Below are 21,592 nucleotides of genomic sequence, written 5' to 3' on the forward strand. Positions count from 1 at the left end.
GACGTTCGCAAGGCCTCCTCATCTCAGTGGGTGGACATGTGCGCAGATGTCGCTGCGCCGCGTCGCGGAGGCCCATCGCGCGGGTGTCGCAGGGACCATGGGCAGGCCTCATCCGCGCCATCGAACGGCCATCGGAAGACCACCCGCCCCCACCTCGTCCGAGCCTGCCGCGGACGCCGATCGGCGCCGACGCCAGTGGGTGATTTCGTCGAGCGCCACGGCGTCCGGTGGACGTGAGCCAGGACTGACGAGGTGACGCCGCGACACCTGCGCACGCAACCGCCGTAACGGCGCGGCAGAACCGGCCGGCTTGGCCGGGCCTGGGGGTAGATCCGGGGTTGATGGCGTCCGAGATCGGGACGGCTTGGCGGCGTCCGCGACACCGCCGGGCCCTGTGGGGGGGTGGATGGCCGTGGGCCACACGCTGCGGGCACAGCGCCACGCGCGACAGGCGTGGCCGACTGGGCGGGGCCTGGGCATAGAGCTGAGGATGATGACGCCCGAGGTCGGGACGGCTTGGCGGCGTCCGCGAGGCCGCCGGGTCCTGAGGCGGTGGATGGCCGCGGGTCCGCGTCGCGGCACAGCACAGCGCACGTCGGGGATGGCCGACTGGGCGAAGCCTGTGCATAGAGCCGGGGATCACGGCACCCGCAGTAGGGCGTTTCGGCGGGCGTCCGCGGCAGGGGCGGCTTGGGGCGACACCCGCCCAGTGGCGTCTGCCCGGTGAGGCCCGCCCGGTGAGGCCCGCCCGGTGAGGCCCGCCCGGTGAGGCCCGCCCGGTGAGGCCCGCCCGGTGAGGCCCGCCCGGTGAGGCCCGCCCGGTGAGGCCCGCCCGGTGAGGCCCGCCCGGTGAGGCCCGCCCGCCCAGGGGCGCCAGCCCACTTCTATCGTCCAAGTGCCGGTCGCCGCGCCGCGGCTGCCGCTCTGGGAGTCCCTCACCGACGAACAGATGCTCGACCACATCCCGCGCGTCGCCGTGGTCGCCGATCAGGTGGCGGCGGATCTGCGTTCCTGGGTCCAGGAGCTGCGACGGCGCGGCGTCACCTGGGCGCGGATCGGACAGGCCCTCGGCATCACTCGCCAGTCCGCGTGGGAGCGATTCTCTGGCGAGGAGTGATCAACCAGGCCGCCCCGCACGGAGCCCACGGCATCCCCGCAAACGGCCTCACAGGCCCTGAGAGGCCCGTCACGGGCCTCTCAGGCGCCGCAAGGCCCCGAAACCCTCCCCGCCGCCCTGCGCCGCCCTCACGCGCGCAGGCGGCGAGTGGGGTCGGCTACGGCTTCTTCGAGGACTTCGGCGAAGCGGACGGCTTCTTCGGCGAGGCCGGGGCCGGGGTCGGGGAGGCCGACGCCGGGGGCGGGGTGGTCATCCTCGGGCCGTCGATCAGCCACCTCTTGCCGATCTTCCGCATCTGGAGCCGCGGCCAGGACGTGTCGACCTGAGGCTCCTTGTGCGCGGCGTTGACGGAGATCATCTTCACGAACAGGACCACCTCGACCCTCGTCGGGGTCGCGTCGGTCACTCCCGTCACCTGGATCTGCGTCAGGGCCTGGGTCTGGCTCTTCTCCACCGACGGGCGGAAGATCGCCCAGTAGTCGCCGAACGACTTGGCCATCCCCGGCGTCATCTCCGACTTCGCCTTGCTCAGGTCGTAGTCGAGCGTCTTGAAGTTGTACGACAGCAGGTCCTTCGCCTCGGACTGGGCGGCCGCGCGCGCGTCGTCGCGGGCGTGGGCGACGGCTCGGTCGTGGCTCTCCTGGTGCCACAGGTACAGGCAGCACACCGCCATCACCAGGCACGCGCAGCCCAGCAGCGCCAGCATCGGCGTCGCGGGGGATCGGCGGTCCGCCGCCGGCGCCTTCGACGGGGCCGAGCGTTTGTCCTCGCGGCCGGCCCGTCGTGCCGACCGGCGGCTCTCGCTGTCCGTCTCCACCGTCACTGCAGACCGCCCATCCCCGAGACCTTCCAGTCGTCGCCACGCTTGGTGAGCTGCACCTGTGCGCTCGCCCACGACGACACCGGGGTCTTCACCTGGCTGGACTGGGAGGTGCGCTTGACGGTGACCATGACCTCGGCCGACTTGGAGGTGATGTTCACCACGCCCGAGGCGTACACGACCGCGCTGGAGATCAGCTGGTTGGTCACCACGGTCTGCTTCCAGGTCGAGCCGAGCTGCTGGACCGCCTGCGCCTTGAACGCGCTGTCCAGGTCCGTGTACACCCGCTGGGTGTCCTGGTCGAAGGTCTGGTAGCTCACGTCGTAGAAGTGGGTGACGACCCGGCGGGCGACCTCCTGGACGGCCGCGATGTCGGACTTGCGAGTGTCGGCGGCGTACGTGCTCTTGGCCAGGAAGCCCGCCCACACCGTCAGCGCGATGAAGATCAGTCCCAGTGCCGCGAAGGCCGCTCCCAGCCGGCCGCCGCGGACCCTCCGGTCGAGCATCGCCCCCAGCCGGCCACGGCCGGCGCTCAGCCGACGATCGGGCTCAGCAGAAGCGTCTGCCATGAAGCGTCTCCCGTCAGTTGACTGACCTTGCCCAACCGGTACTGCTTTCCGTCGGGTCCCACGTACACGCGAGTCCGGGGATCGTAGCCGCTGACGAAGAGCGTCTGAAGCTGGGATGCGGACTGCGCACCGTCCGAGGCCCCCGGCGACTGCCGCGCCGACGCCTGCTTGGCCGCGTCCGAAGAGGACGAGGACGACGACCCGCTCGAGTAGCTCCGCTCGTACGGGAAGCCCGCACCCGCGGTGGCCCCGGCCGGGAGCTTGGGGTACGGCCCCGCGGGCGGAGCGTTGCGCGAGCCGCGTACGGCCGTGGTCGAGTTCTTCGGCAGCTTGCAGGAGGCCTTGGGGTTGATGCTCGCCGGACGCGTGTCCTGCGGATACCGCACCCGCGTGTTCTCGTATCCCTTGGTGCACACGGGCGGCGCGTTGAGGTTCAGCTCCAGGCCGAAGTGCACGGTGCCGTCGCCGGGCGCCACGGTGAACGCGGAGCCCACGATCAGCGGGTACGTGACCAGCATCTGCCGCAGCTGGGTGGATCGTGAGGTCAGCACCTGCCCGACCACGGATCCGTTGGCCAGGAGCGTCGGCAGCGTCGGCTCGATGCGGTCGAACAGGTCGTCGGCCTGGTCGAGTGTGCCGGGCGCGGTGTTCAGCACCGAGCGCACGGTGCCGTCGTCGTGCTTGAGCTCACTGGTCAGCGACGCCAGGTCGTGGGAGAACTGCCGGAACGTCGGGCCCTCGTCCACCTGCGTGTCCAGGACGGTCCGGCCGTTGTTGAGCAGCTGGATCGTCTCGGGGTAGGTCGCGTTGAGCGCCTCGAGGATCCGCTTGTTCGAGTCGAGCAGCGACTGCAGGTCCGGGCCGGTGCCCGACAGACCCCGGTCGAGCTCGTCGATGACCGTGCCGAGGTCCTGGGGGTTGACCGTACGGACCAGCGCGTCGACGTTGTGCAGGAGCTCGTACGTCTGCACGGGCAGGTGCGTCTGCGAGACCGGGATGACCGAGCCGTCCTTGAGCGACGGGCCGTTGCCGGCCGGGCGCAGGTCGACGTACTGCTCGCCGACGCCGGACCGGTTGAGGACGTACGCCTGGACGTTGTTGGCGGGCACCTTCTTGCTCCGGTCGATGCGCAGCTCGACGCGCACGCCGTTCTTGGTGAGCCGTAGCGGGCCCACGCGCCCGACCGTGACGCCGCGGTAGGTCACCTCGGCGTTGGTGAAGATGCCGCCCGAGTCGGCGAGGTCGACGTACACCCGGTACCGCAGGTCGAGCACGCCCTGCCCGATGCCGATGATGTTGACCAGGGTGTACGCCATGGTCAGCGCCGTGATGACGGCGAACACCAGCAGCTGGATCTTGACACCGCGCTTGATGATCATGCGGTGCCTCCCTGGAGCAGCGCACCGAGGTCGTCACCGGACGAGCCGTTCATACCGAGCGGCGGCAGGATATCGCCGATCCCCCCGGAACCGCCCTTCGACCCGGAGGACCCGGATGAGCCGTCCTGGCCCGTCCCGCTCGAGGTGAGCCCCGGCAGCACGCCCAGCGGCGTGTCCGGGAGGCTCGTACGCGGCGGCGGCAGGGCGTTCTGCAGCTTGTCCGCGGCCTTGGAGATCCCCGCGAGCGGCGTGCCGGCGAGGAGGTTGTGCGCGAGGTCGGCGACGTTGAGGTCCATGGAGACCATGAGGTTGCCGTAGTCGCCCTTGACCGCCTGGCTGACCGTCTGCGGGAACGGGAAGGTGAACAGGCCTCCGAGGATCTTGGGGATCGTGTCGCTGGCCTTGTTGGTGTTGTCCAGGATCGTCTGCAGGGACTTGAGGTTGGCCACGGTGTCGCCCTGCGACCGGTTGATGACGCGGGTCGCGACCGTCCCGAGCTTGTCCATGTTGACGAGCAGCTTGGTGAGGTCCTTGCGCTGGGAGGCCAGGACCTTCACCGCCGGGCCGGTGCTGTCGATCGTGTCGGCGATCGTCTTGTTGTGCTTGGCGAGCGTGGCGGCCAGCTGGTCGACCTTGTCGATCGTCGTGACGATCTGGCTCTTCTGCCGGTCGAGCGTGCCGACGAAGGTGTTGAGGCGGTTCAGCACGTCGCGCAGCTGCTCGGTGTGACCCTGCAGGGCGGCGTTCAGCTCGTGGTTGATCGTCGAGACCTGTTCGAGGCCGCCGCCGGTGACGAGCATCGACATCGCCGACAGCACCTCCTCGACCTCGGTGCTGCGTGAGGTGCGGTCGAGGGGGATCTCGGCGCCCGCCGCGAGCCGTCCCTGCGGTGTCTGGCCCTGCGGGGCGGACAGCGCGACGAACTTCTCCCCCAGAAGGCTGGTCTGGGAGATGGTGGCGACCGCGTTGGCGGGCAGGTCGACCGAACGGCGGAGCCGGCACGTCACGACGGCCTTCCAGTCGACCAGGTCGATCTTGGTGACCATGCCGACCGGGACGTCGTTGACCCGGCACTGCGACTGCGGCACCAGGTCCAGGACGTTCTCGAAGACCATCTTCACGTCGTACGGCTGCGAGCCCGTGTCGACGCCGCCCGGCAAGGGCATCGACGACACGCCCTTGAACGTGCACCCCGACACCGCGGTGCCGAGGGCGAGCGCGATCGCGAGGGCCCGCGGGGCCGCGCGGCGGATGGCGCGTCGCCTCATGTCCGCGCCTCCCTTCCCACTCGTGTCGTACTTGCGCTCACGGAACGTTCGGCAGCGTGTCCGCGCCGGGGGACTTGCCCGACGGGCCCTTGACGCTCGCCGGCAGGGGGATGAGGTTCTGGAGGTATCCGTCGAACCACCGGCCGGTCGACGTCGCGTCCGCCGAGGTCGTGACGAACGGCCCGAGGACCTTCACCGCCCGGTCGAGGTTGTCCTGGTTGCGCAGCAGGATGCCGACGACCTTGTGGAGCTGGGTCAGGGCCGGGTGCAGCGTGGCGCGGTTCTCCGCGATCGTGCCGTCGATCTGCTGGGAGAGGCTCACCGTGCCCGACAGCAGCGAGCGGACCACCGCGCGACGGTCGTCGATCTCCTGCAGCAGCCGCGAGCCGTCCGACACCAGCGCCGCCAGGTCGCCGCTGCGGTCGGCCAGCAGCTTCGTGACGTTGTTCGTGTGCTGGAGCAGGTCGCTCAGCGACTCGTCGCGCGAGGCCACCGCCCGGGAGATCTTCCGCAGCCCGTCCAGCGCCCCGCGGACGTTCTCCGGGGAGCCCCGCAGGGTGTCCGACAGGGTGTCGAACGCCTTGCCGAGCTGCGGCACGTCGATCTTCTGCAGCTGCCCGCTGAGGTCCTGCAACGCCGGCACGACCTCGTACGACGGCGTCGTGCGCGAGGTGGGGATCTCCGAGCGCGCCGACTGCCGGCCCGAACCGATCGGCTGGATCTCCAGGTAGTGCGAGCCCAGGATCGTGCTCAGCTTGATCGCCGCGCGCGAGCTGGTGCCGAAGCGCACCTTGGGGTCCACCGTGAAGCCGACCTTCACGTGGTCGCCCTCCAGGCCCACGCTCAGGACCTTGCCGACCTTCACGCCCGCGATCCGTACGTCCTCCGACGGCTTGAGCCCGCTGGCCTCCGTGAACGCGGCCTGGTACTTCGTCCCGCCCTCGAGGCGCGACAGGTTGAACGAGAGGACCACGAGCAGCGTCACCGAGGTCACGCCGAGCAAGCCCATCCGCAGGGGATCCCGCTCCCGGAACGACCGCTTCATGGCCGTACTCCCCTCTCCGCCCGGAGATGAACGTCATCATTCTTTGCACCGGGCGTTGTCGTTCACGATCTGCGGCGTGTTGACAGAGACCTTTCCGGGCAGCCCGATCTGGGCGTCCAGACTGCAGAGGTAGAAGTTGAAGAAGGATCCGTAGGACGCCACCCGGTCGAGCAGCGTGAAGTTGGTCGGCAGCGACGCGAACGCCTTGTCCAGGTCGTTGCCGTTGGCCGCGAGGACCTTCGACAGCTTCCCGAGCTGGGTGATGTCGTCCTTGAGCGGAGGCCGTGCCTGGCTGAGCAGGCCGTTGGTCGTGCCGATGAGCTGGTTGACGCTGACGAGCGAGTCGCCGATCGCCTTGCGGTCGCCGGACAGGCCGGAGACGAGGCTCCTCAGGTTGGTGATCAGCGAGGAGACCTCCTCGTCGCGCGAGTCGATGGTGCTGATCACGCGGTCGAGGTTGTCGATGACCCGGCCGATGACCTGGTCGCGGTCGCCCAGGGTCTGGGTCAGCGACGCGACGTGCGCGAGCAGGCCGTTGACCGTTCCGCCCTCGCCCTGGAGCACCTGGATGATCTCGTACGAGAGCTGGTTGACGTCCTGCGGCCGGATCGCGCGCAGCAACGGGCGGAAGCCGTTGAACAGCGCGGTCAGGTCGAGCGCCGGCTGGGTCTGCTCCTTGGGGATGACGCCGTTCGGCGGCAGTGCGCCGCCCTGGCCAGAGCCCTGGGTCAGGGAGACGTAGCGCTGGCCCATCAGGTTGCGGTAGCGCAGCTGGGCCTCGGTGCTGCGCGGCAGCGGCTCGGATTTGAGCACCGAGACCGTCACCTGCGCGAGCGTGCCGCGGTAGAGCTTGATCGAGTCGACCTGCCCGACGCGTACGCCGGCGATGCGGACCTCGTCGCCCGGCAGCACCCCGGCCGCGTCGGTGAAGATCAGACGGTACTTCGTCGTGTCGACGAACTGGGTGTTGGAGATCGTGACGGCGAGGATGCCGGTGAACAGCGTCGCGATCACCGCGAAGATGAGCAGCTTGACGGCCGCCGACGTCGTCTTCACTTCACCGTCACCACCATTCCGCTGGCGGCCGGAGCGTACAACAGCGAGGCCAGGTCGGAGACCTGGTTCGCGGAGGTGCCCATCGCCGGGGCCATGAGGCTCTTCAGCATGGTGTCGTCATCGGCGGCGCCTGGCTTGATCAGGACGCTGGACAGCGAACGGCCGGCCGGGCCCTTCCACCACGTGTCGTCCTCGGTGCCGTCGAGGGTCTGGTACTGCGGGAACGGCACCTTGGGGTTCGGGATGCCGTAGCAGCGGGCGTTGCGCTGGTCCTTGTTCTCCGGCGTGTCCAGGATCGGCTTGTACGCGGGGCGCGGCTTGCTCAGCTCCAGCGTGACGTGCACGCCGGGCTGGCCGCCGCCCATCGCCTCGACCAGACGGGGCTGGATCTTGGCCATGCCCCTGAAGACGCAAGGGATGCTCGGGGACTCCTTGGCGATGAGGGCGAGCGCCTGCCGGTTCGCCAGCTGCGCGCCCACCAGGCGCGGCTCGTTGTCCTCCAGGAACGGGGTGACCTTGCCGGTCAGGCCGATGCCCTTGTCCAGCAGGGAGACCAGCTGGGGCTCCTTGTCGACGATCGTCTTGTTGGTGACCTGGAGGTTCTGCATGATCGTCAGCAGGTCGGGCGCGGCGCCGTTCAGGTTGTCGCTGACGGTGGCCAGCGCGCGCAGGTCGTGCACGATCGTCGGCAGGTGGGGGTTGAGCTTCGTGAGGTAGCCGTCGGCCAGGTCGATCGTCTGCCCGATCTCCTCGCCGCGGCCCTGCAGCGCGGTGGCCAGGGCGTTGAGCGTCGCGTTGAGCTTCTCGGGCTTGACCGCGGTCAGCAGCGGCATGATGTCGTCGAGGAGCTGGTTCACCTCGACGGCGGTGGTCGACTTGTCCTGGCCGATGCGGTCGCCGTCCTTCAGGTGCGGGCCCGGGTCGGCGGTGGGCGGCACCAGGTCGACGTACTTCTCGCCGAACACGGTCTTGGGCAGCATGCGTGCCGAGGAGTTGTCCGGGATCAGCGCCGCCTTGCCCGGGTCGAGCGCGAGGTCGATCGCGGCGCCGCTGTCGGTGGAGTGGATGCTGCGGACCTCGCCGACGATCAGGCCGCGTACCTTGACGTCGGAGTGCGGGACGAGCTGCAGGCCGGCCCGGTCGCTGTTGACGGTGACGTGGTAGACCGACTTGAAGGCCTGGTTGTACTGGGCGAGCATCAGCAGCACGAGCACCACGACAACGATCATGAACGCCAGGCCGTACAGGCGATAGCGCAGGCGTTCGGACCACGAACCGGCGGTCATGTCCCCTCACCCGTCATCATCGCGGTTGTCACCTTCTCGTCCTCTAACCGGCTATCCGGACCGTCGTCGTGGTGCCCCAGATCGCCATCCCCATGAGCAGGTCCACGACGTTCACGACCACGAGGCTCGTACGCACCGCGCGCCCGACCGCCAGGCCGACGCCGGCCGGGCCGCCGCTGGCGTTGTAGCCGTAGTAGCAGTGGATGAGCATCACGAGCATCGCGAAGACGAGGACCTTGCCGAACGACCACAACACGTCGTGCGGCGGCAGGAACAGATAGAAGTAGTGGTCGTACGTGCCGCTGGACTGCCCGAACGACACCGTCACGATGATCCGCGTGGCGAAGAACGAGGCCAGCAGGCCGATGACGTACAGCGGGATGACCGCCAGCATGCCGGCCACCATGCGGGTGGTCACCAGGAACGGCAGCGACGGCACGCCCATGACCTCCAGGGCGTCGATCTCGTCGCTGATCCGCATGGCGCCGAGCTGGGCGGTGAAGCCGCAGCCGACCGTGGCCGACAGCGCGAGCGCCGACACCGTCGGCGCGAGCTCCCGGGTGTTGAAGTACGCGGAGACGAAGCCGCTGAATGCGGCGCTGCCGATCTGATTGAGGGCGTTGTAGCCCTGCAGGCCGACCTCGGTGCCCGTGAAGAACGTCATGAACGCGACGATCGCCACGCTGCCGCCCATGACGGCCAGGCCGCCGGTGCCCAGGCTGACCTCGGCCAGCAGCCGGACGACCTCCTTCTTGTAGCGGATGAGCACCCGCCAGACCCAGGCGAACACGCGCACGTAGAAGGCCATCTGGCGGCCGAAGTCCTCGAGGCGCTCCAGCGGCGCGTCGACGACACGCTTGGCCGCACGGAAGCCGCCGCCGCGCGTACTCGCGACCATCACATTCCCTTCTGCGGCACGAGCTGGAAGTACAGCGCGCTGAGCACGAAGTTCTCCACGAACAGTGCCATGGCCGCGATGACGACGGTCTGGTTCACGGCGTCACCGACGCCCTTGGGCCCGCCGGAGGCGGTCAGACCCTTGTACGAGGCGACCAGCGCGGCGGTGACACCGAACACCAGCGCCTTGACCTCGGCCTGGTAGAGGTCGGGCAGCTGCGCGAGGCCGCTGAAGGAGGACATGTACGCACCGGGCGTGCCGCCCTGGAGCATGACGTTGAAGATGTAGCCGCCGGCGATGCCGACGACCGACACGATGCCGTTGAGGAACAACCCGACGAAGGCGCAGGCGAGCACCCGCGGCACCACGAGCCGGTGCAGCGGGTTGATGCCGAGCACCTCCATGGCGTCGATCTCTTCGCGGATCTTGCGGGCGCCGAGGTCGGCGCAGATCGCCGAGCCGGCCGCGGCGGCGATCAGCAGCGCGGTCACGATCGGGCTGGCCTCGCGGACGATCGCGAGCACGGCGGTCGAACCGGTCTGCGACTGCGCGCCGAGCTGGCGGATGAGGTTGCCGACCTGGAGCGACAGGATCGCGCCGAACGGGATGGCGACCATGATCGTCGGCGCCACGGTGACGCTGACGATGAACCAGGCCTGCTGGAGGAACTCCTGCCACTGGAACGGCCACTTGAACGCCGCCCGCGCGGTGTCGAGCGACATCGCGAAGAAGCGGCCGGGCTCGCGGAAGATGACGTTGACCGCACCGTCGGCGACGGGCGCGAGACGGCTGGGCTTGGTCTCAGACTCAGTACGTTCCGGCGCCTGTGTCATGCGTCCTCCTGCGTCGGAGGGTGTGACCACTGCGGCGTGTCCTCTGATTCCCTCGCTCCGCTCGGTCATGAGCCCTCCTGCGTCGGAGGGTGTGACCACTGGGCCGTGTCCTCTGATTCCCTCGCTTCGCTCGGTCATGGGCGGCCACCTCCGGCGCCGCCCGCCACGGGGGTGCGTTCGGCGACGTACCGTGGCCACTCCTCCAGCCAGTCGCGGCCCTGTTCGTCGACGAACGAACCGGCCGGCGGGGTGACGCCGTGGGCGCGCAGCCACTCGCCGGGGGCGCGCTGGGCCGCGCGCAGGCGGCCGTCGGCGGGCATGAGCTGCGGCGGGATGGGCGGCAGGACGCCGGGGTCGTGCCCCATGCGGGCCTCGGCCTCCAGCTCGGAGACGTCCTTCTCCTCGGACATGCCGATGGGGCCGACCTTGCGGGCGTTGAGGAACTGCCGGACGACCGGCTCCTCACTCGACAGCAGCATCTCGCGCGGGCCGAACATCACCAGCTCGCGCCGGAACAGCAGGCCGATGTTGTCGGGAACGGTCCGAGCGGTGTTGATGTCGTGGGTGACGATGAGGAACGTCGCGTTGGTCTCGGCGTTGAGGTCGACGATGAGCTGGTTGAGGTACGCCGTGCGGACCGGGTCCAGACCGGAGTCGGGCTCGTCGCAGAGGATGATCTCGGGTTCGAGCACGAGGGCGCGGGCCAGCCCGGCGCGCTTGCGCATACCGCCGGAGATCTCGCCGGGGAGCTTGCGTTCGGCCCCGACCAGGCCGACCATCTCCATCTTCTCCATGACGATCTTCTTGACCGCCGACTCGCTCTTGTTGGTGTGCTCGCGCAGGGGGAAGGCGATGTTGTCGAAGAGGTTCATCGAACCGAACAGCGCGCCGTCCTGGAACAGGACGCCGAACAGCTTGCGCGTCTCGTACAGGTCGTGCTCGCGCAGGTGCGGCATGTCGCGGTCGCCGATCCAGCAGTGACCGCGGTCGGGCTTGAGCAGCCCGACGAGCGTCTTGAGGAAGACCGACTTACCCGTACCGGAGGGCCCGAGCATCACCGAGATCTCTCCGGCGGGCAGGGTGAGGGTCACGTCCTCCCAGATGACCTGACGTCCGAAGGACTTGGTCAGACCATCGACTCTGATTTCGACGCCCACTCGTCACCTTTCGTCCGGCCGGGGGGTATCCGGTCCAACGAGCGAGTTACCGCTGAGTCACGGTGCCGTATGGCGTGGCGCCACCGCAAGATGGCGGACGGTTCCGTGTATAGCGTGCAACTACCGTAGTCGTCCCTTTCACCATTGGAAGGGGGCATGGCCGATACCGGTGTCACGGCGAGGGCCTCGTAAGCAGATCGTTACTGGATCCTTATGAGACTAGCGGTCCAACAAGGCCCTTGTGAAGAGCGTGTTAACGCGGAACCACCGGCGTACGCCACCGGGTGGCCGGGGCAAGAGAAAGGGCGGCCACCCGTTTCCGGGTGGCCGCCCCAACAGAGCGGTGAAGCAGATGACTACTTGACCGTCACGGTGGCGCCGGCCTTCTCCAGGGCCTCCTTGGCCTTGTCGGCGGCCTCCTTGTTGACCTTCTCCAGCAGCGGCTTCGGCGCGCCGTCGACGAGGTCCTTGGCCTCCTTCAGGCCCAGGCTCGTGAGGGCGCGGACCTCCTTGATGACCTGGATCTTCTTGTCGCCGGCGGCCTCGAGGATGACGTCGAACTCGTCCTTCTCGGGCTCGGCCTCGGCGGCGGCACCCGGGGCGGCGGCGCCGGGGGCGGCGACCGCGACGGGGGCCGCGGCCTTGACGTCGAAGGTGTCCTCGAACTGCTTCACGAAGTCCGAGAGCTCGAGGAGCGTCATCTCCTTGAACGCGTCGAGCAGCTCGTCGGTGCTGAGCTTCGCCATGATCTCTCCTGTCCTGTCGGCCCGGGTCACTGACCGGGACGACGTCTTTCCAAAAGGTCTGTTACGACCGCGGGATCAACCCTCGTCGGACGCTTCGGCGGGCGCCTCGGCCGGCGCCTCGCCCTCGCTCTCGCGCTTGACCCGCAGGGCGTCGGCCAGCTGGGCGGCCTTGACCGGCAGGGCGTTGAAGACGGCGGCGGCATTGCCCATCGACGCCTTCATCGCGCCCGCGAGCTTCGCGAGGAGGACCTCGCGCGACTCGAGGGAGGCGAGTTTGGTGATCTCGTCGGGCGTCATCGGCTTGCCGTCGACGACACCACCCTTGATCACCAGGTCCGGGTTGGCCTTGGAGAAGTCACGCAGGCCCTTGGCGGCCTCGACCACGTCGCCGCGGACGAACGCGATCGCCGACGGGCCCTGGAGCAGCTGCCCCAGCTCCTCGGCGACCCCGGCCTCCCGCGCCGCGATCTTGGTCAGCGTGTTCTTCACCACGGCGAACCGTGCGTTGTCTCCGAGGGACCGGCGCAGCTCGCTGAGCTGCGCCACGGTGAGCCCGCGGTACTCGGTCAGCACGGCGCCACTCGAGCTCTCGAATGCAGATCGGAGCTCGGCGACGGCTGCCGTCTTGTCCGCTCTCGCCATGGCCCTCCTTCCAGATGTACGCCGGTGAGGAAGGCCCAGGAACAGGAAAAGCCCCGGCGCAGGCGCACGGGGCCGAGCACGACGGACGTCGCGATCGAAGGCTCTCGTCATCACCTGCGCTGGCCACCCGCTGTGCGGGACCTTCGGTCACCCATGCGGGTGACGACCGGCGGTCTTCGGCAGACAAAAGAGTACGCGCCCGGAACCAGGACTCCAAATCGGCGTCCGGACGCGTCGTGGATCGCGGGTCAGCCGGGGGCGTCGTTCCCGGCGCCGAAGAGGGCCGGGTCCTCCTCCACCTGACTCTTCGGCGGAGCCGTCACCCGGACCGGCATGTTGAAGGCCGTGTAGCTCGTCGTCAACGTCATGCGCGGTTCGGCGCCGGGCGGCGTCGCCCAGACGACCTTGCGCGGCAGCCGCCGTCCATCGACCCACACGTCGAAGACCAGGGTGTCGGCGCCGACCTGCGCGAGGGCCTTCCGCTCCTCGGCGCGCTGCTCGCCGCCGAGCTTCGCCACACCCGCCGCCAGCCCGAACGTCCCCCGGTAGTGGGCGGTCCGCACACCGCCCACGGTCTCCCGGCCGACCTGGCGAACGTCCGTGGAGGCGGTGAACATCCGCACGTCGTGCGCCGGATCGCCCTGCGACAGCGCCAGCACGCCCGGGCCGGTGGACCTGCTGACTTCGCTGAGCCTGACACTCGCCCACGGCTTGTCCGTCTCCGCCGCGGAATCCGGCATGTACATGTAGAGCCGGCCGCCCACGACGATCTCGGTGAAGCCTCCGGTGTTCCGGCCGCCGATCCGGGCGGCCGGAACGTAGAACCTCATCGCCGCCGTCGGCTTGAGCCGGTAGACGAACGAGCCTCTGGTCTCGTTCTGCTCACCCGGCGCACCGGACGTCGTGGACATCGCCCCCCGGACCGACGTCACCCGGCTCGCCCGGTCCGCCATTTCGGCCAGGACCTTCTGGGCGGCCGACGCGCGGACGCCGTCCGAGGGCGTCGGAGCGACGGCCTCCGCCGTGTCCCGGCCCGCGTCCTTACAGCCGGTCAGTGACAGGGCGATCGCGGCTCCGGCCACGTATCGAGCGGCCTTCGGCCTCATGGGAAGAATTTCCTCTCGATGAACGGCACGTCTCCCGTGCGCGTGGTCGATGATCAGACGCCGTGCACCGGGAAGAGGTTGACCTGTTCGCCGAGAGCCCGGCAAAGACACGCGGCCGCCCAGAGGTGATCCGGGCGGCCGCGTGGCTCTCGACGGCGGGCGTCAGCCGGGGGTGTTCGAGCCTGACACTCGCCCACGGCTTGTCCGTCTCCGCCGCGGAATCCGGCATGTACATGTAGAGCCGGCCGCCCACGACGATCTCGGTGAAGCCTCCGGTGTTCCGGCCGCCGATCCGGGCGGCCGGAACGTAGAACCTCATCGCCGCCGTCGGCTTGAGCCGGTAGACGAACGAGCCTCTGGTCTCGTTCTGCTCACCCGGCGCACCGGACGTCGTGGACATCGCCCCCCGGACCGACGTCACCCGGCTCGCCCGGTCCGCCATTTCGGCCAGGACCTTCTGGGCGGCCGACGCGCGGGCGCCGTCCGAGGGCGTCGGAGCGACGGCCTCCGCCGTGTCCCGGCCCGCGTCCTTACAGCCGGTCAGTGACAGGGCGATCGCGGCTCCGGCCACGTATCGAGCGGCCTTCGGCCTCATGGGAAGAATTTCCTCTCGATGAACGGCACGTCTCCCGTGCGCGTGGTCGATGATCAGACGCCGTGCACCGGGAAGAGGTTGACGTGTTCGCCGAGAGCCCGGCAAAGACACGCGGCCGCCCAGAGGTGATCCGGGCGGCCGCGTGGCTCTCGACGGCGGGCGTCAGCCGGGGGTGTTCGAGCCTGACACTCGCCCACGGCTTGTCCGTCTCCGCCGCGGAATCCGGCATGTACATGTAGAGCCGGCCGCCCACGACGATCTCGGTGAAGCCTCCGGTGTTCCGGCCGCCGATCCGGGCGGCCGGAACGTAGAACCTCATCGCCGCCGTCGGCTTGAGCCGGTAGACGAACGAGCCTCTGGTCTCGTTCTGCTCACCCGGCGCACCGGACGTCGTGGACATCGCCCCCCGGACCGACGTCACCCGGCTCGCCCGGTCCGCCATTTCGGCCAGGACCTTCTGGGCGGCCGACGCGCGGGCGCCGTCCGAGGGCGTCGGAGCGACGGCCTCCGCCGTGTCCCGGCCCGCGTCCTTACAGCCGGTCAGTGACAGGGCGATCGCGGCTCCGGCCACGTATCGAGCGGCCTTCGGCCTCATGGGAAGAATTTCCTCTCGATGAACGGCACGTCTCCCGTGCGCGTGGTCGATGATCAGACGCCGTGCACCGGGAAGAGGTTGACGTGTTCGCCGAGAGCCCGGCAAAGACACGCGGCCGCCCAGAGGTGATCCGGGCGGCCGCGTGGCTCTCGACGGCGGGCGTCAGCCGGGGGTGTTCGAGCCGGCGCCCTTGAGCTTCATGCCGTCCGCGACCTGGCTCTTGGCCGGAGCCTTGATCGAAACGGGCTTGTTGAAGTCGAGGTAGTTCATGGCCGTGTCGAGCTTCAGCTTCGCTCCGGGCGGCGTGGCCAGCGTGATCTTGCGCGGCAGCTGCTTCCCGTCGATCCACAGGTTGAAGTTCAGCTTGTCGAGGCCGGTCTGGTTGAAGATCTTCTGGGCCTCTTCGCGCTGCTGGGTGCCGAGCTTGGACAGGGCGTCGCTGAGCGCGAACGTGCCCTGGTAGTGCGTCGTGGAGACACCTCCGACCGTCTCCGTACCGACCTTGTGCACGTCCTTGGACGCGGTGAGCATCTTGGCGTTCAGCGCCGGGTCGGCCTGACGCCCCTGGCTCTCCAGGCCCTTGACGTCGACTCCGGTCGCCTTGCTCAGCTCGGCGGTCGTGAAGCTCACCCACGGCTTGCCGGCCTGCTTGGCCAGCGCGGGGACCTTGAGGTAGACCGTGTCGTCGGTGAAGACCTCGTGGAAGCCTTCCGTGGTCTTGCCCGGAGACTTGATCGCGGGTACGTCGAGCTTCATCGCCGGGTCCGGTTTCAGCCGGAACGCCAGATCGCCCTTGAGGTCGGTCTGCCGCCCGCTCACGACGCTGGAGGTCGACAGGGTCGCGCGGAACGACTTCAGGTCCGCGGTGCTGTCCGAGGCCTTCCCGAGGGCCTCCTGCGCCGCCGTGAGGTGCACGCCCTTCGCGGGCTTGTCGGTGCCCGCCGCGTCGCCCTTGCCCTCATCCGTACGGCAGCCGGTGAGGGACACCGTCAGCGCCAGCCCGGCGGCGGCGCCTGCCACATATCGACTGGCCCTTGCTGTCATCTCGAGTCCTTCCGTCGACGGCCGACCATTTCGGTGGAGGCGGAGCCTTTTTCGCTTTCGGCCCGCCTCGCGGCGTGACGGATCAATACCTGAGCAAGAGCCCTCTAAACGGAGTGTCCCGTGACTTAAGTCACGGGACACTCCGTTTGAACGATGAAACTGCTGGTCAGCACGCTATTAGTGCATCTGGGAGCCCAAAGCGTTCTTGAGCTGGTTTCCGTCGGTCACCTCGCTCGCCGGGGGCGCGCTGACCGAGAACGACTTGTTGTAGTCGCTGAAGATCATGGTCGAGGACGCGGTGCCCTTGTCGGCCGTGACCTTGGTGACGAGCTTGCGCGGCAGGCTGTCCTTGCCCACCCACAGGTCGAACGTCACCTTGTTCGCACCCGACCGCTGGTAGAACTGCTTGAACGCCTGCTGCGCCCGCGGGTCGAGCTGACCGACCTGCTCCGGGGTGACCGTGCCCTCGTAGTGGGTGGTCTTCACGCCGTCGATGCTCTCGGTGCCGACCCGGCGGGCGTCCTTGGACCCGGTGAAGATCTTCGTCTGCTCGGCCGGGTTGGCCCGCTTGATGATGCTGTCGAGGTTGACCCCCGCCTGCTTGCTCGCCTGGGAGACCGAGAACTTCACCCACGGCTTGCCGCCGGCGAACTGCGACAGCTGCTGCGGAACCTTGGCGTAGAAGTCATCCCCGAGGAGGATGGCGCGTTCGCCGCCCGGCAGCGACTGACCCTTCACGGTGGCCGAGTCGAGCGTGCCGGTGGCCTGGAGTTGCGGCTTGAGGCGGATTTGGATGGTGCCGTGCATCTTGGCCGCCGCCTCGCCGCCGGTGCCGGCGGCCGTGACCGCGACCTTGTACGAGTCGACGGTGGACGTCTTCTGCGACGCCAGGGCGATGGCCTGAGCCGCCGGGACCTGGGCGCTCTGCTTGTCGTCGCCGCTTCCCTGGCATGCGGTCAGGGAGACGATGAGCGCGGCTCCCGCCGCCGTCCCCACGGCGTATCGACGAACCATTGGTTCCTCCTGCGTCTCGCGTATGGCTACCGGACGCGGATCTCGGTCCGCGAACCGTTCTGTCTCCGGCCGATTACGAGTCTTGTCCCCAACGCTTCGTCGGACATCCCCCACAGGGACCAAATGGTTTATCCCCGCATGCTCCCCAAGTCGTACGGGCGTCTGCCTCAGGGCCAATTCGAGCTCGCGAACCCGCGACCGGACGCGAAAAGGGGCGCCTCCCCGGTGGGAGACGCCCCTTTACGAGTAGAACGGCGAGGTCAGCTCGCCGCGCCCTCGAGCTCCGCGGTGAGGTTGCGGGTCTGGCTCGGGTCGAGCGGGATGCCCGGGCCCATCGTGGTGCTCAGGGTGCCCTTCTTGATGTAGCGACCCTTGGCGGCCGACGGCTTGAGCCGCAGGATCTCCTCCAGCGCCGCGGCGTAGTTCTCCACGAGCTGCTTCTCGTCGAAGGAGGCCTTGCCGATGATGAAGTGGAGGTTGCCGTGCCGGTCGACACGGAACTCGATCTTCCCGCCCTTGATCTCGGTGACCGCCTTGGCCACGTCGGTGGTGACGGTGCCGGTCTTGGGGTTCGGCATGAGACCGCGGGGGCCGAGCACGCGGCCCAGCCGGCCGACCTTGCCCATCATGTCCGGGGTCGCGACGACCGCGTCGAAGTCCAGGAAGCCGCCCTGGATCCGCTCGATCATGTCGTCCGTGCCGACGTAGTCGGCGCCGGCCTCACGGGCCTCGTCCGCCTTCGCGCCACCGGCGATGACCAGCACGCGCGCGGTCTTACCGGTGCCGTGCGGCAGGTTGACGGTGCCGCGGACCATCTGGTCGGCCTTACGCGGGTCGACGCCGAGCCGGAGCCCGACCTCGACGGTCGCGTCGAACTTGGTGGCCGCCGTCTGCTTGGCCAGCTTGACGGCGTCGGCCGGGCTGTACAGAGCGGACTTGTCGATCTTGGCGTCGGCCTCGCGGTAGGCCTTGCTGCGCTTCATGTGCGTCTCCTTGCTGGAGTGCGTGGTACGGGCCGCGCGAGCCCTCCCACAGGTTTCGCTGGTCGGGATCAGTCGGCGACGTTGATACCCATGGAACGGGCGGTGCCGGCGACGATCTTCTCGGCCTGCTCGATCGAGCCGGCGTTCAGGTCGGGCATCTTGGTCTGGGCGATCTCGCGGAGCTGGTCGCGGGAGATGCTGCCGACCTTGTTCTTGTGCGGCTCGCCGCTGCCCTTGTCGACCCCGGCGGCCTTCTTGATGAGCTGCGCGGCCGGCGGCGTCTTGGTGACGAAGGTGAACGAGCGGTCCTCGTAGATGCTGATCTCTACGGGGATGACGTTGCCGCGCTGGGACTCCGTGGCAGCGTTGTACTGCTTGCAGAAGTCCATGATGTTGACGCCGTGCGGACCGAGGGCGGTACCCACGGGCGGCGCGGGGGTCGCCTGACCGGCCTGCAGCTGGACCTTGACGATCGCGGCGAGTTTCTTCCTGGGAGGCATGCCTCACCCCTAGCGTTCCTGTGTGGCTTGGCCCCGACTCCCGCAGGTACGGGCAACACGGCGACTGGAACGTCGACCGCCGCGTTGGGGCCCTTCACTTCCCCGGCGAACCGGGGACTCCTCGCTGAGCGAGGAGGGTCAGATCTTGGAGACCTGGTTGAACGACAGCTCGACCGGGGTCTCTCGACCGAAGATCGAGACCAGCACCTTGAGCTTCTGCGCCTCGGCGTTGATCTCGTTCACCGTCGCGGGCAGCGTGGCGAACGGGCCGTCCATGACCGTGACGGACTCGCCGACCTCGAAGTCGACGGTGGCCGTGGTCTTGGCGGTCTCCTTCGCCTTGACCTGCTCCTCCGGCTCGGGCGCCAGCAGGGTGGCGACCTCACTGAGGTGCAACGGCGACGGCGTGTTGGAAAGTCCTACGAAGCCCGTCACACCAGGCGTGTTGCGTACGGCGGCCCAGGACTCGTCGGTGAGGTCCATGCGAACCAGGATGTAGCCCGGCAGGACCTTCTCGCTGACCTTCTGGCGCTTGCCGCCCTTGACCTCGGTGACCTCGTGCTGCGGCACCTCGACCTGGAAGATGAAGTCCTCCATGTTGAGCGACTGGGTGCGCTGCTCGATGTTGGTCTTGACGCGGTTCTCATACCCCGCGTACGAGTGAACGACGTACCACTCGCCCGGCAGGCGCCGCAGTTGCGTCATGAAGTCGCCGACCGGGTCGGCCGACTCCTCAGGAGACTCGTCCGCGGTCGTCTCGGCGGCGGCGTCCTCGGCCGAGGCGCCCTCCGGCGTCTCGGCGGACTCCGCGGCGACGTCTTCAGCCTCGGTCGTAGCCGCCGTCTCCACGGTCTCGGCCTCCTTGACGGCCTCGTCGTGGAGCTCAGGGGACTCGGACACGATCACTCTTTCTCTCGTTCGTGGTGTCTTGCCGGATGCGATGCGGGATCAGCCGAGTCAGCCGAACGCCTTAATGGTCAACCAGTTGAACAGCTGGTCGAGACCGAACACGATCGCCAGCACAATGATCACAAAGATCAGCGAAACGGTCGTGTACGTGACAAGCTCGTGACGGGTCGGCCAGATGACCTTACGAAGCTCGGCGACCACCTGGCGGTAGAACAGCACAGGAGAAGTCCGCTTCCGGCGCGGCTTCTTCTCCTTGTCCTTGGTCGCGGCGTCGCCGCGCGTGTCAGTCGCCATCGCTGTCGACGCATCCCCTCGTCGGTCGTGTCGCAAACTCCGCTGCGGGCGTGCGCATCACTACGTCCGCGTACTACAGGTTAGCCGCGAACCGCAATCCGCAGGGCAGGAGGGACTCGAACCCCCAACCACCGGTTTTGGAGACCGGGACTCTGGCCAATTGAGCTACTGCCCTTCGCAGTAACACCACCTCAGGGCGCGTCAGATCCCTGGGCGACGTCACTAAGTGCTGCAGTCTACGTGTCAAACCACCTCCGCGTCGAACCAAACGCCGTAGCGCGCTCGGCTCGGCTCCGACCTCAGCCTATATCCGGCTGAGATCTCCGTACGCCGTCTGCGACGATGGGGCCTATGAGCGAGCGAGCGAGTGAATCGATGAACACAGCGCCCATGGTCGCTCTCCCGACGAAGGAGGACTCATGAGCACTCGAATCTCCGCCCGGATCGCCGCGATCTCCGAATCGGCGACACTCGCCGTGGACGCCAAGGCGAAGGCGCTGAAGGCCGCGGGCCGCCCGGTCATCGGATTCGGCGCCGGCGAGCCGGACTTCCCGACACCCGACTACATCGTCGAGGCCGCCGTCGAGGCCTGCCGTACGCCGCGTTTCCACAAGTACACGCCCGCGGGCGGGCTGCCCGAGCTCAAGGCTGCGGTCGCGGAGAAGACCAAGCGCGACTCCGGCTACGAGGCGGACGCGTCCCAGGTGCTCATCACCAACGGCGGCAAGCAGGCGGTGTACGAGGCGTTCGCCGCGCTGCTCGACCCGGGCGATGAGGTGCTGGTACCGACCCCGTACTGGACGACGTACCCCGAGTCGATCAAGTTGGCCGGCGGCGTGCCGGTCGACGTGGTCGCCGACGAGACCACCGGCTACCTCGTGACCGTGGAGCAGCTGGAGGCGGCCCGTTCGGACCGTACGAAGGTGCTGCTGTTCGTCTCCCCGTCCAACCCGACCGGCGCGGTCTACAGCCGCGAGCAGGTCGCCGAGATCGGCCGCTGGGCGGCCGAGCACGGCCTGTGGGTGATCACGGACGAGATCTACGAGCACCTCGTGTACGGCGGCGCGGAGTTCTCCTCGATGCCCGTGGTGGTGCCCGAGCTGGCCGACCGCACTCTCATCCTCAACGGCGTGGCCAAGACGTACGCCATGACCGGCTGGCGTGTCGGCTGGATGATCGGCCCCAAGGACGTCGTGAAGGCCGCCACGAACCTCCAGTCGCACGCGACGTCCAACGTCGCGAACGTCTCCCAGGCCGCGGCGCTCGCGGCGGTGAGCGGCGACCTGACGGCCGTCGCGCGGATGCGCGAGGCGTTCGACCGCCGCCGGCAGACCATCGTCCGGATGCTCAACGACATTCCGGGTGTGCTGTGCCCGGAGCCGCAGGGCGCCTTCTACGTCTACCCGTCGGTCAAGCAGCTCCTGGGCAAGGAGATCCGCGGCAAGCGTCCGCAGACGTCCGTGGAGCTGGCGGCGGTGATCCTGGAGGAGGCCGAGGTGGCAGTGGTGCCGGGTGAGGCGTTCGGCACGCCGGGGTACTTCCGCCTGTCCTACGCGCTGGGCGACGAGGACCTCGCCGAGGGCGTGGGCCGGATGGCCAAGCTCCTCGCCGAGGCTCACTGAGGCACACGGCCGGGGGAATCCATGGACGACCTCCGGCCGCCGACACGGCGAAGAGGCCGTCCCGTCGTCCGATGACGGGGCGGCCTCTTCTGTGGGTGCCGGGACGCTCGGGGT

The 21,592-nt window shown here is 68.7% G+C and carries 21 protein-coding genes and 1 tRNA gene; 2 read left to right on the plus strand and 20 right to left on the minus strand.

The annotated features are described in order from the left end of the window. Positions 1–895 precede the first annotated feature (895 nt). Positions 896–1,117 (plus strand): hypothetical protein, encoded by a 222-nt coding sequence (locus ACQEV1_RS50090; protein WP_433405031.1) that lies wholly within the window; start codon positions 896–898, stop codon positions 1,115–1,117. Between the two features lie 157 nt (positions 1,118–1,274). Here ACQEV1_RS50090 and ACQEV1_RS50095 read toward each other — a convergent pair whose 3' ends face one another. The 20 genes from ACQEV1_RS50095 to ACQEV1_RS50190 all read right to left on the minus strand — a co-directional run bounded on the left by ACQEV1_RS50095 (position 1,275) and on the right by ACQEV1_RS50190 (position 20,031). After that, positions 1,275–1,934 (minus strand): hypothetical protein, encoded by a 660-nt coding sequence (locus ACQEV1_RS50095; RefSeq protein ID WP_433405034.1) that lies wholly within the window; start codon positions 1,932–1,934, stop codon positions 1,275–1,277. Positions 1,935–1,936: 2 nt separating this feature from the next. Further along, positions 1,937–2,506, minus strand: coding sequence for a hypothetical protein (locus ACQEV1_RS50100; protein ID WP_285625149.1), 570 nt, complete (start codon positions 2,504–2,506; stop codon positions 1,937–1,939). Continuing rightward, positions 2,470–3,885, minus strand: coding sequence for an MCE family protein (locus ACQEV1_RS50105; protein ID WP_433405037.1), 1,416 nt, complete (start codon positions 3,883–3,885; stop codon positions 2,470–2,472). The genes ACQEV1_RS50100 and ACQEV1_RS50105 overlap by 37 nt, the downstream gene beginning before the upstream one ends. Then, positions 3,882–5,153 carry an MCE family protein gene (locus ACQEV1_RS50110; RefSeq protein ID WP_285582728.1) on the minus strand — a complete coding sequence of 424 codons (1,272 nt, stop codon included), beginning with the start codon at positions 5,151–5,153 and terminating at the stop codon, positions 3,882–3,884. The genes ACQEV1_RS50105 and ACQEV1_RS50110 overlap by 4 nt, the downstream gene beginning before the upstream one ends. Positions 5,154–5,190: 37 nt before the next feature. Then, entirely contained in the window at positions 5,191–6,198 is a 1,008-nt protein-coding gene (locus ACQEV1_RS50115) for an MCE family protein (protein WP_285625142.1), read from the minus strand. Positions 6,199–6,234: 36 nt separating this feature from the next. Beyond that, on the minus strand, positions 6,235–7,254 hold the full coding sequence (locus ACQEV1_RS50120) for an MCE family protein (RefSeq protein ID WP_285582731.1): 1,020 nt from the start codon (positions 7,252–7,254) through the stop codon (positions 6,235–6,237). Continuing rightward, positions 7,251–8,540 carry an MCE family protein gene (locus tag ACQEV1_RS50125; RefSeq protein WP_285582733.1) on the minus strand — a complete coding sequence of 430 codons (1,290 nt, stop codon included), beginning with the start codon at positions 8,538–8,540 and terminating at the stop codon, positions 7,251–7,253. Before ACQEV1_RS50125 ends, ACQEV1_RS50120 begins: the two co-directional genes overlap by 4 nt. 43 nt (positions 8,541–8,583) lie before the next feature. Then, complete coding sequence (locus ACQEV1_RS50130) at positions 8,584–9,438, minus strand: MlaE family ABC transporter permease (RefSeq protein WP_285582735.1); 855 nt, start codon at positions 9,436–9,438, stop codon at positions 8,584–8,586. Continuing rightward, positions 9,438–10,271, minus strand: a complete 834-nt coding sequence (locus ACQEV1_RS50135) for an MlaE family ABC transporter permease (RefSeq protein ID WP_433405042.1) — start codon at positions 10,269–10,271, stop codon at positions 9,438–9,440. Before ACQEV1_RS50135 ends, ACQEV1_RS50130 begins: the two co-directional genes overlap by 1 nt. Before the next feature lie 134 nt (positions 10,272–10,405). Beyond that, on the minus strand, positions 10,406–11,428 hold the full coding sequence (locus tag ACQEV1_RS50140; protein WP_285625133.1) for an ABC transporter ATP-binding protein: 1,023 nt from the start codon (positions 11,426–11,428) through the stop codon (positions 10,406–10,408). 356 nt (positions 11,429–11,784) lie between these two features. Beyond that, positions 11,785–12,174 (minus strand): 50S ribosomal protein L7/L12, encoded by a 390-nt coding sequence (gene rplL / locus ACQEV1_RS50145; RefSeq protein WP_285582740.1) that lies wholly within the window; start codon positions 12,172–12,174, stop codon positions 11,785–11,787. Between the two features lie 75 nt (positions 12,175–12,249). After that, positions 12,250–12,816, minus strand: a complete 567-nt coding sequence (gene rplJ, locus ACQEV1_RS50150; RefSeq protein WP_285582741.1) for a 50S ribosomal protein L10 — start codon at positions 12,814–12,816, stop codon at positions 12,250–12,252. A gap of 248 nt (positions 12,817–13,064) precedes the next feature. Then, on the minus strand, positions 13,065–13,922 hold the full coding sequence (locus tag ACQEV1_RS50155) for a hypothetical protein (RefSeq protein ID WP_433405046.1): 858 nt from the start codon (positions 13,920–13,922) through the stop codon (positions 13,065–13,067). A gap of 1,352 nt (positions 13,923–15,274) precedes the next feature. Further along, a complete protein-coding gene (locus tag ACQEV1_RS50160; RefSeq protein WP_433405049.1) occupies positions 15,275–16,156 on the minus strand; it encodes a hypothetical protein in 882 nt (293 codons plus the stop codon). 177 nt (positions 16,157–16,333) lie between these two features. Then, positions 16,334–17,170 carry an LppX_LprAFG lipoprotein gene (locus tag ACQEV1_RS50165; protein ID WP_285625127.1) on the minus strand — a complete coding sequence of 279 codons (837 nt, stop codon included), beginning with the start codon at positions 17,168–17,170 and terminating at the stop codon, positions 16,334–16,336. A gap of 260 nt (positions 17,171–17,430) precedes the next feature. Continuing rightward, positions 17,431–18,153 (minus strand): 50S ribosomal protein L1, encoded by a 723-nt coding sequence (gene rplA, locus ACQEV1_RS50170; RefSeq protein WP_285582751.1) that lies wholly within the window; start codon positions 18,151–18,153, stop codon positions 17,431–17,433. A 68-nt stretch (positions 18,154–18,221) separates the two neighbouring features. Next, complete coding sequence (gene rplK, locus ACQEV1_RS50175) at positions 18,222–18,653, minus strand: 50S ribosomal protein L11 (RefSeq protein ID WP_285625125.1); 432 nt, start codon at positions 18,651–18,653, stop codon at positions 18,222–18,224. Between the two features lie 138 nt (positions 18,654–18,791). Next, positions 18,792–19,553, minus strand: coding sequence for a transcription termination/antitermination protein NusG (nusG, locus tag ACQEV1_RS50180; RefSeq protein WP_285625123.1), 762 nt, complete (start codon positions 19,551–19,553; stop codon positions 18,792–18,794). A gap of 57 nt (positions 19,554–19,610) precedes the next feature. After that, the gene (gene secE / locus ACQEV1_RS50185) at positions 19,611–19,856 is read right to left on the minus strand and encodes a preprotein translocase subunit SecE (RefSeq protein ID WP_285625121.1); all 246 of its coding nucleotides are present in this window, start codon (positions 19,854–19,856) and stop codon (positions 19,611–19,613) included. A gap of 101 nt (positions 19,857–19,957) precedes the next feature. After that, positions 19,958–20,031, minus strand: a tRNA-Trp gene (locus ACQEV1_RS50190). 244 nt (positions 20,032–20,275) lie between these two features. Between ACQEV1_RS50190 and ACQEV1_RS50195 the strand changes: the two genes are divergently transcribed. Continuing rightward, the gene (locus ACQEV1_RS50195) at positions 20,276–21,478 is read left to right on the plus strand and encodes a pyridoxal phosphate-dependent aminotransferase (protein WP_285625120.1); all 1,203 of its coding nucleotides are present in this window, start codon (positions 20,276–20,278) and stop codon (positions 21,476–21,478) included. Positions 21,479–21,592 lie beyond the last annotated feature (114 nt).

It is taken from the genome of Actinoallomurus sp. CA-142502 (genome assembly GCF_050936355.1).
GTDB classification, from domain to species: Bacteria; Actinomycetota; Actinomycetes; order Streptosporangiales; family Streptosporangiaceae; genus Actinoallomurus; species Actinoallomurus iriomotensis.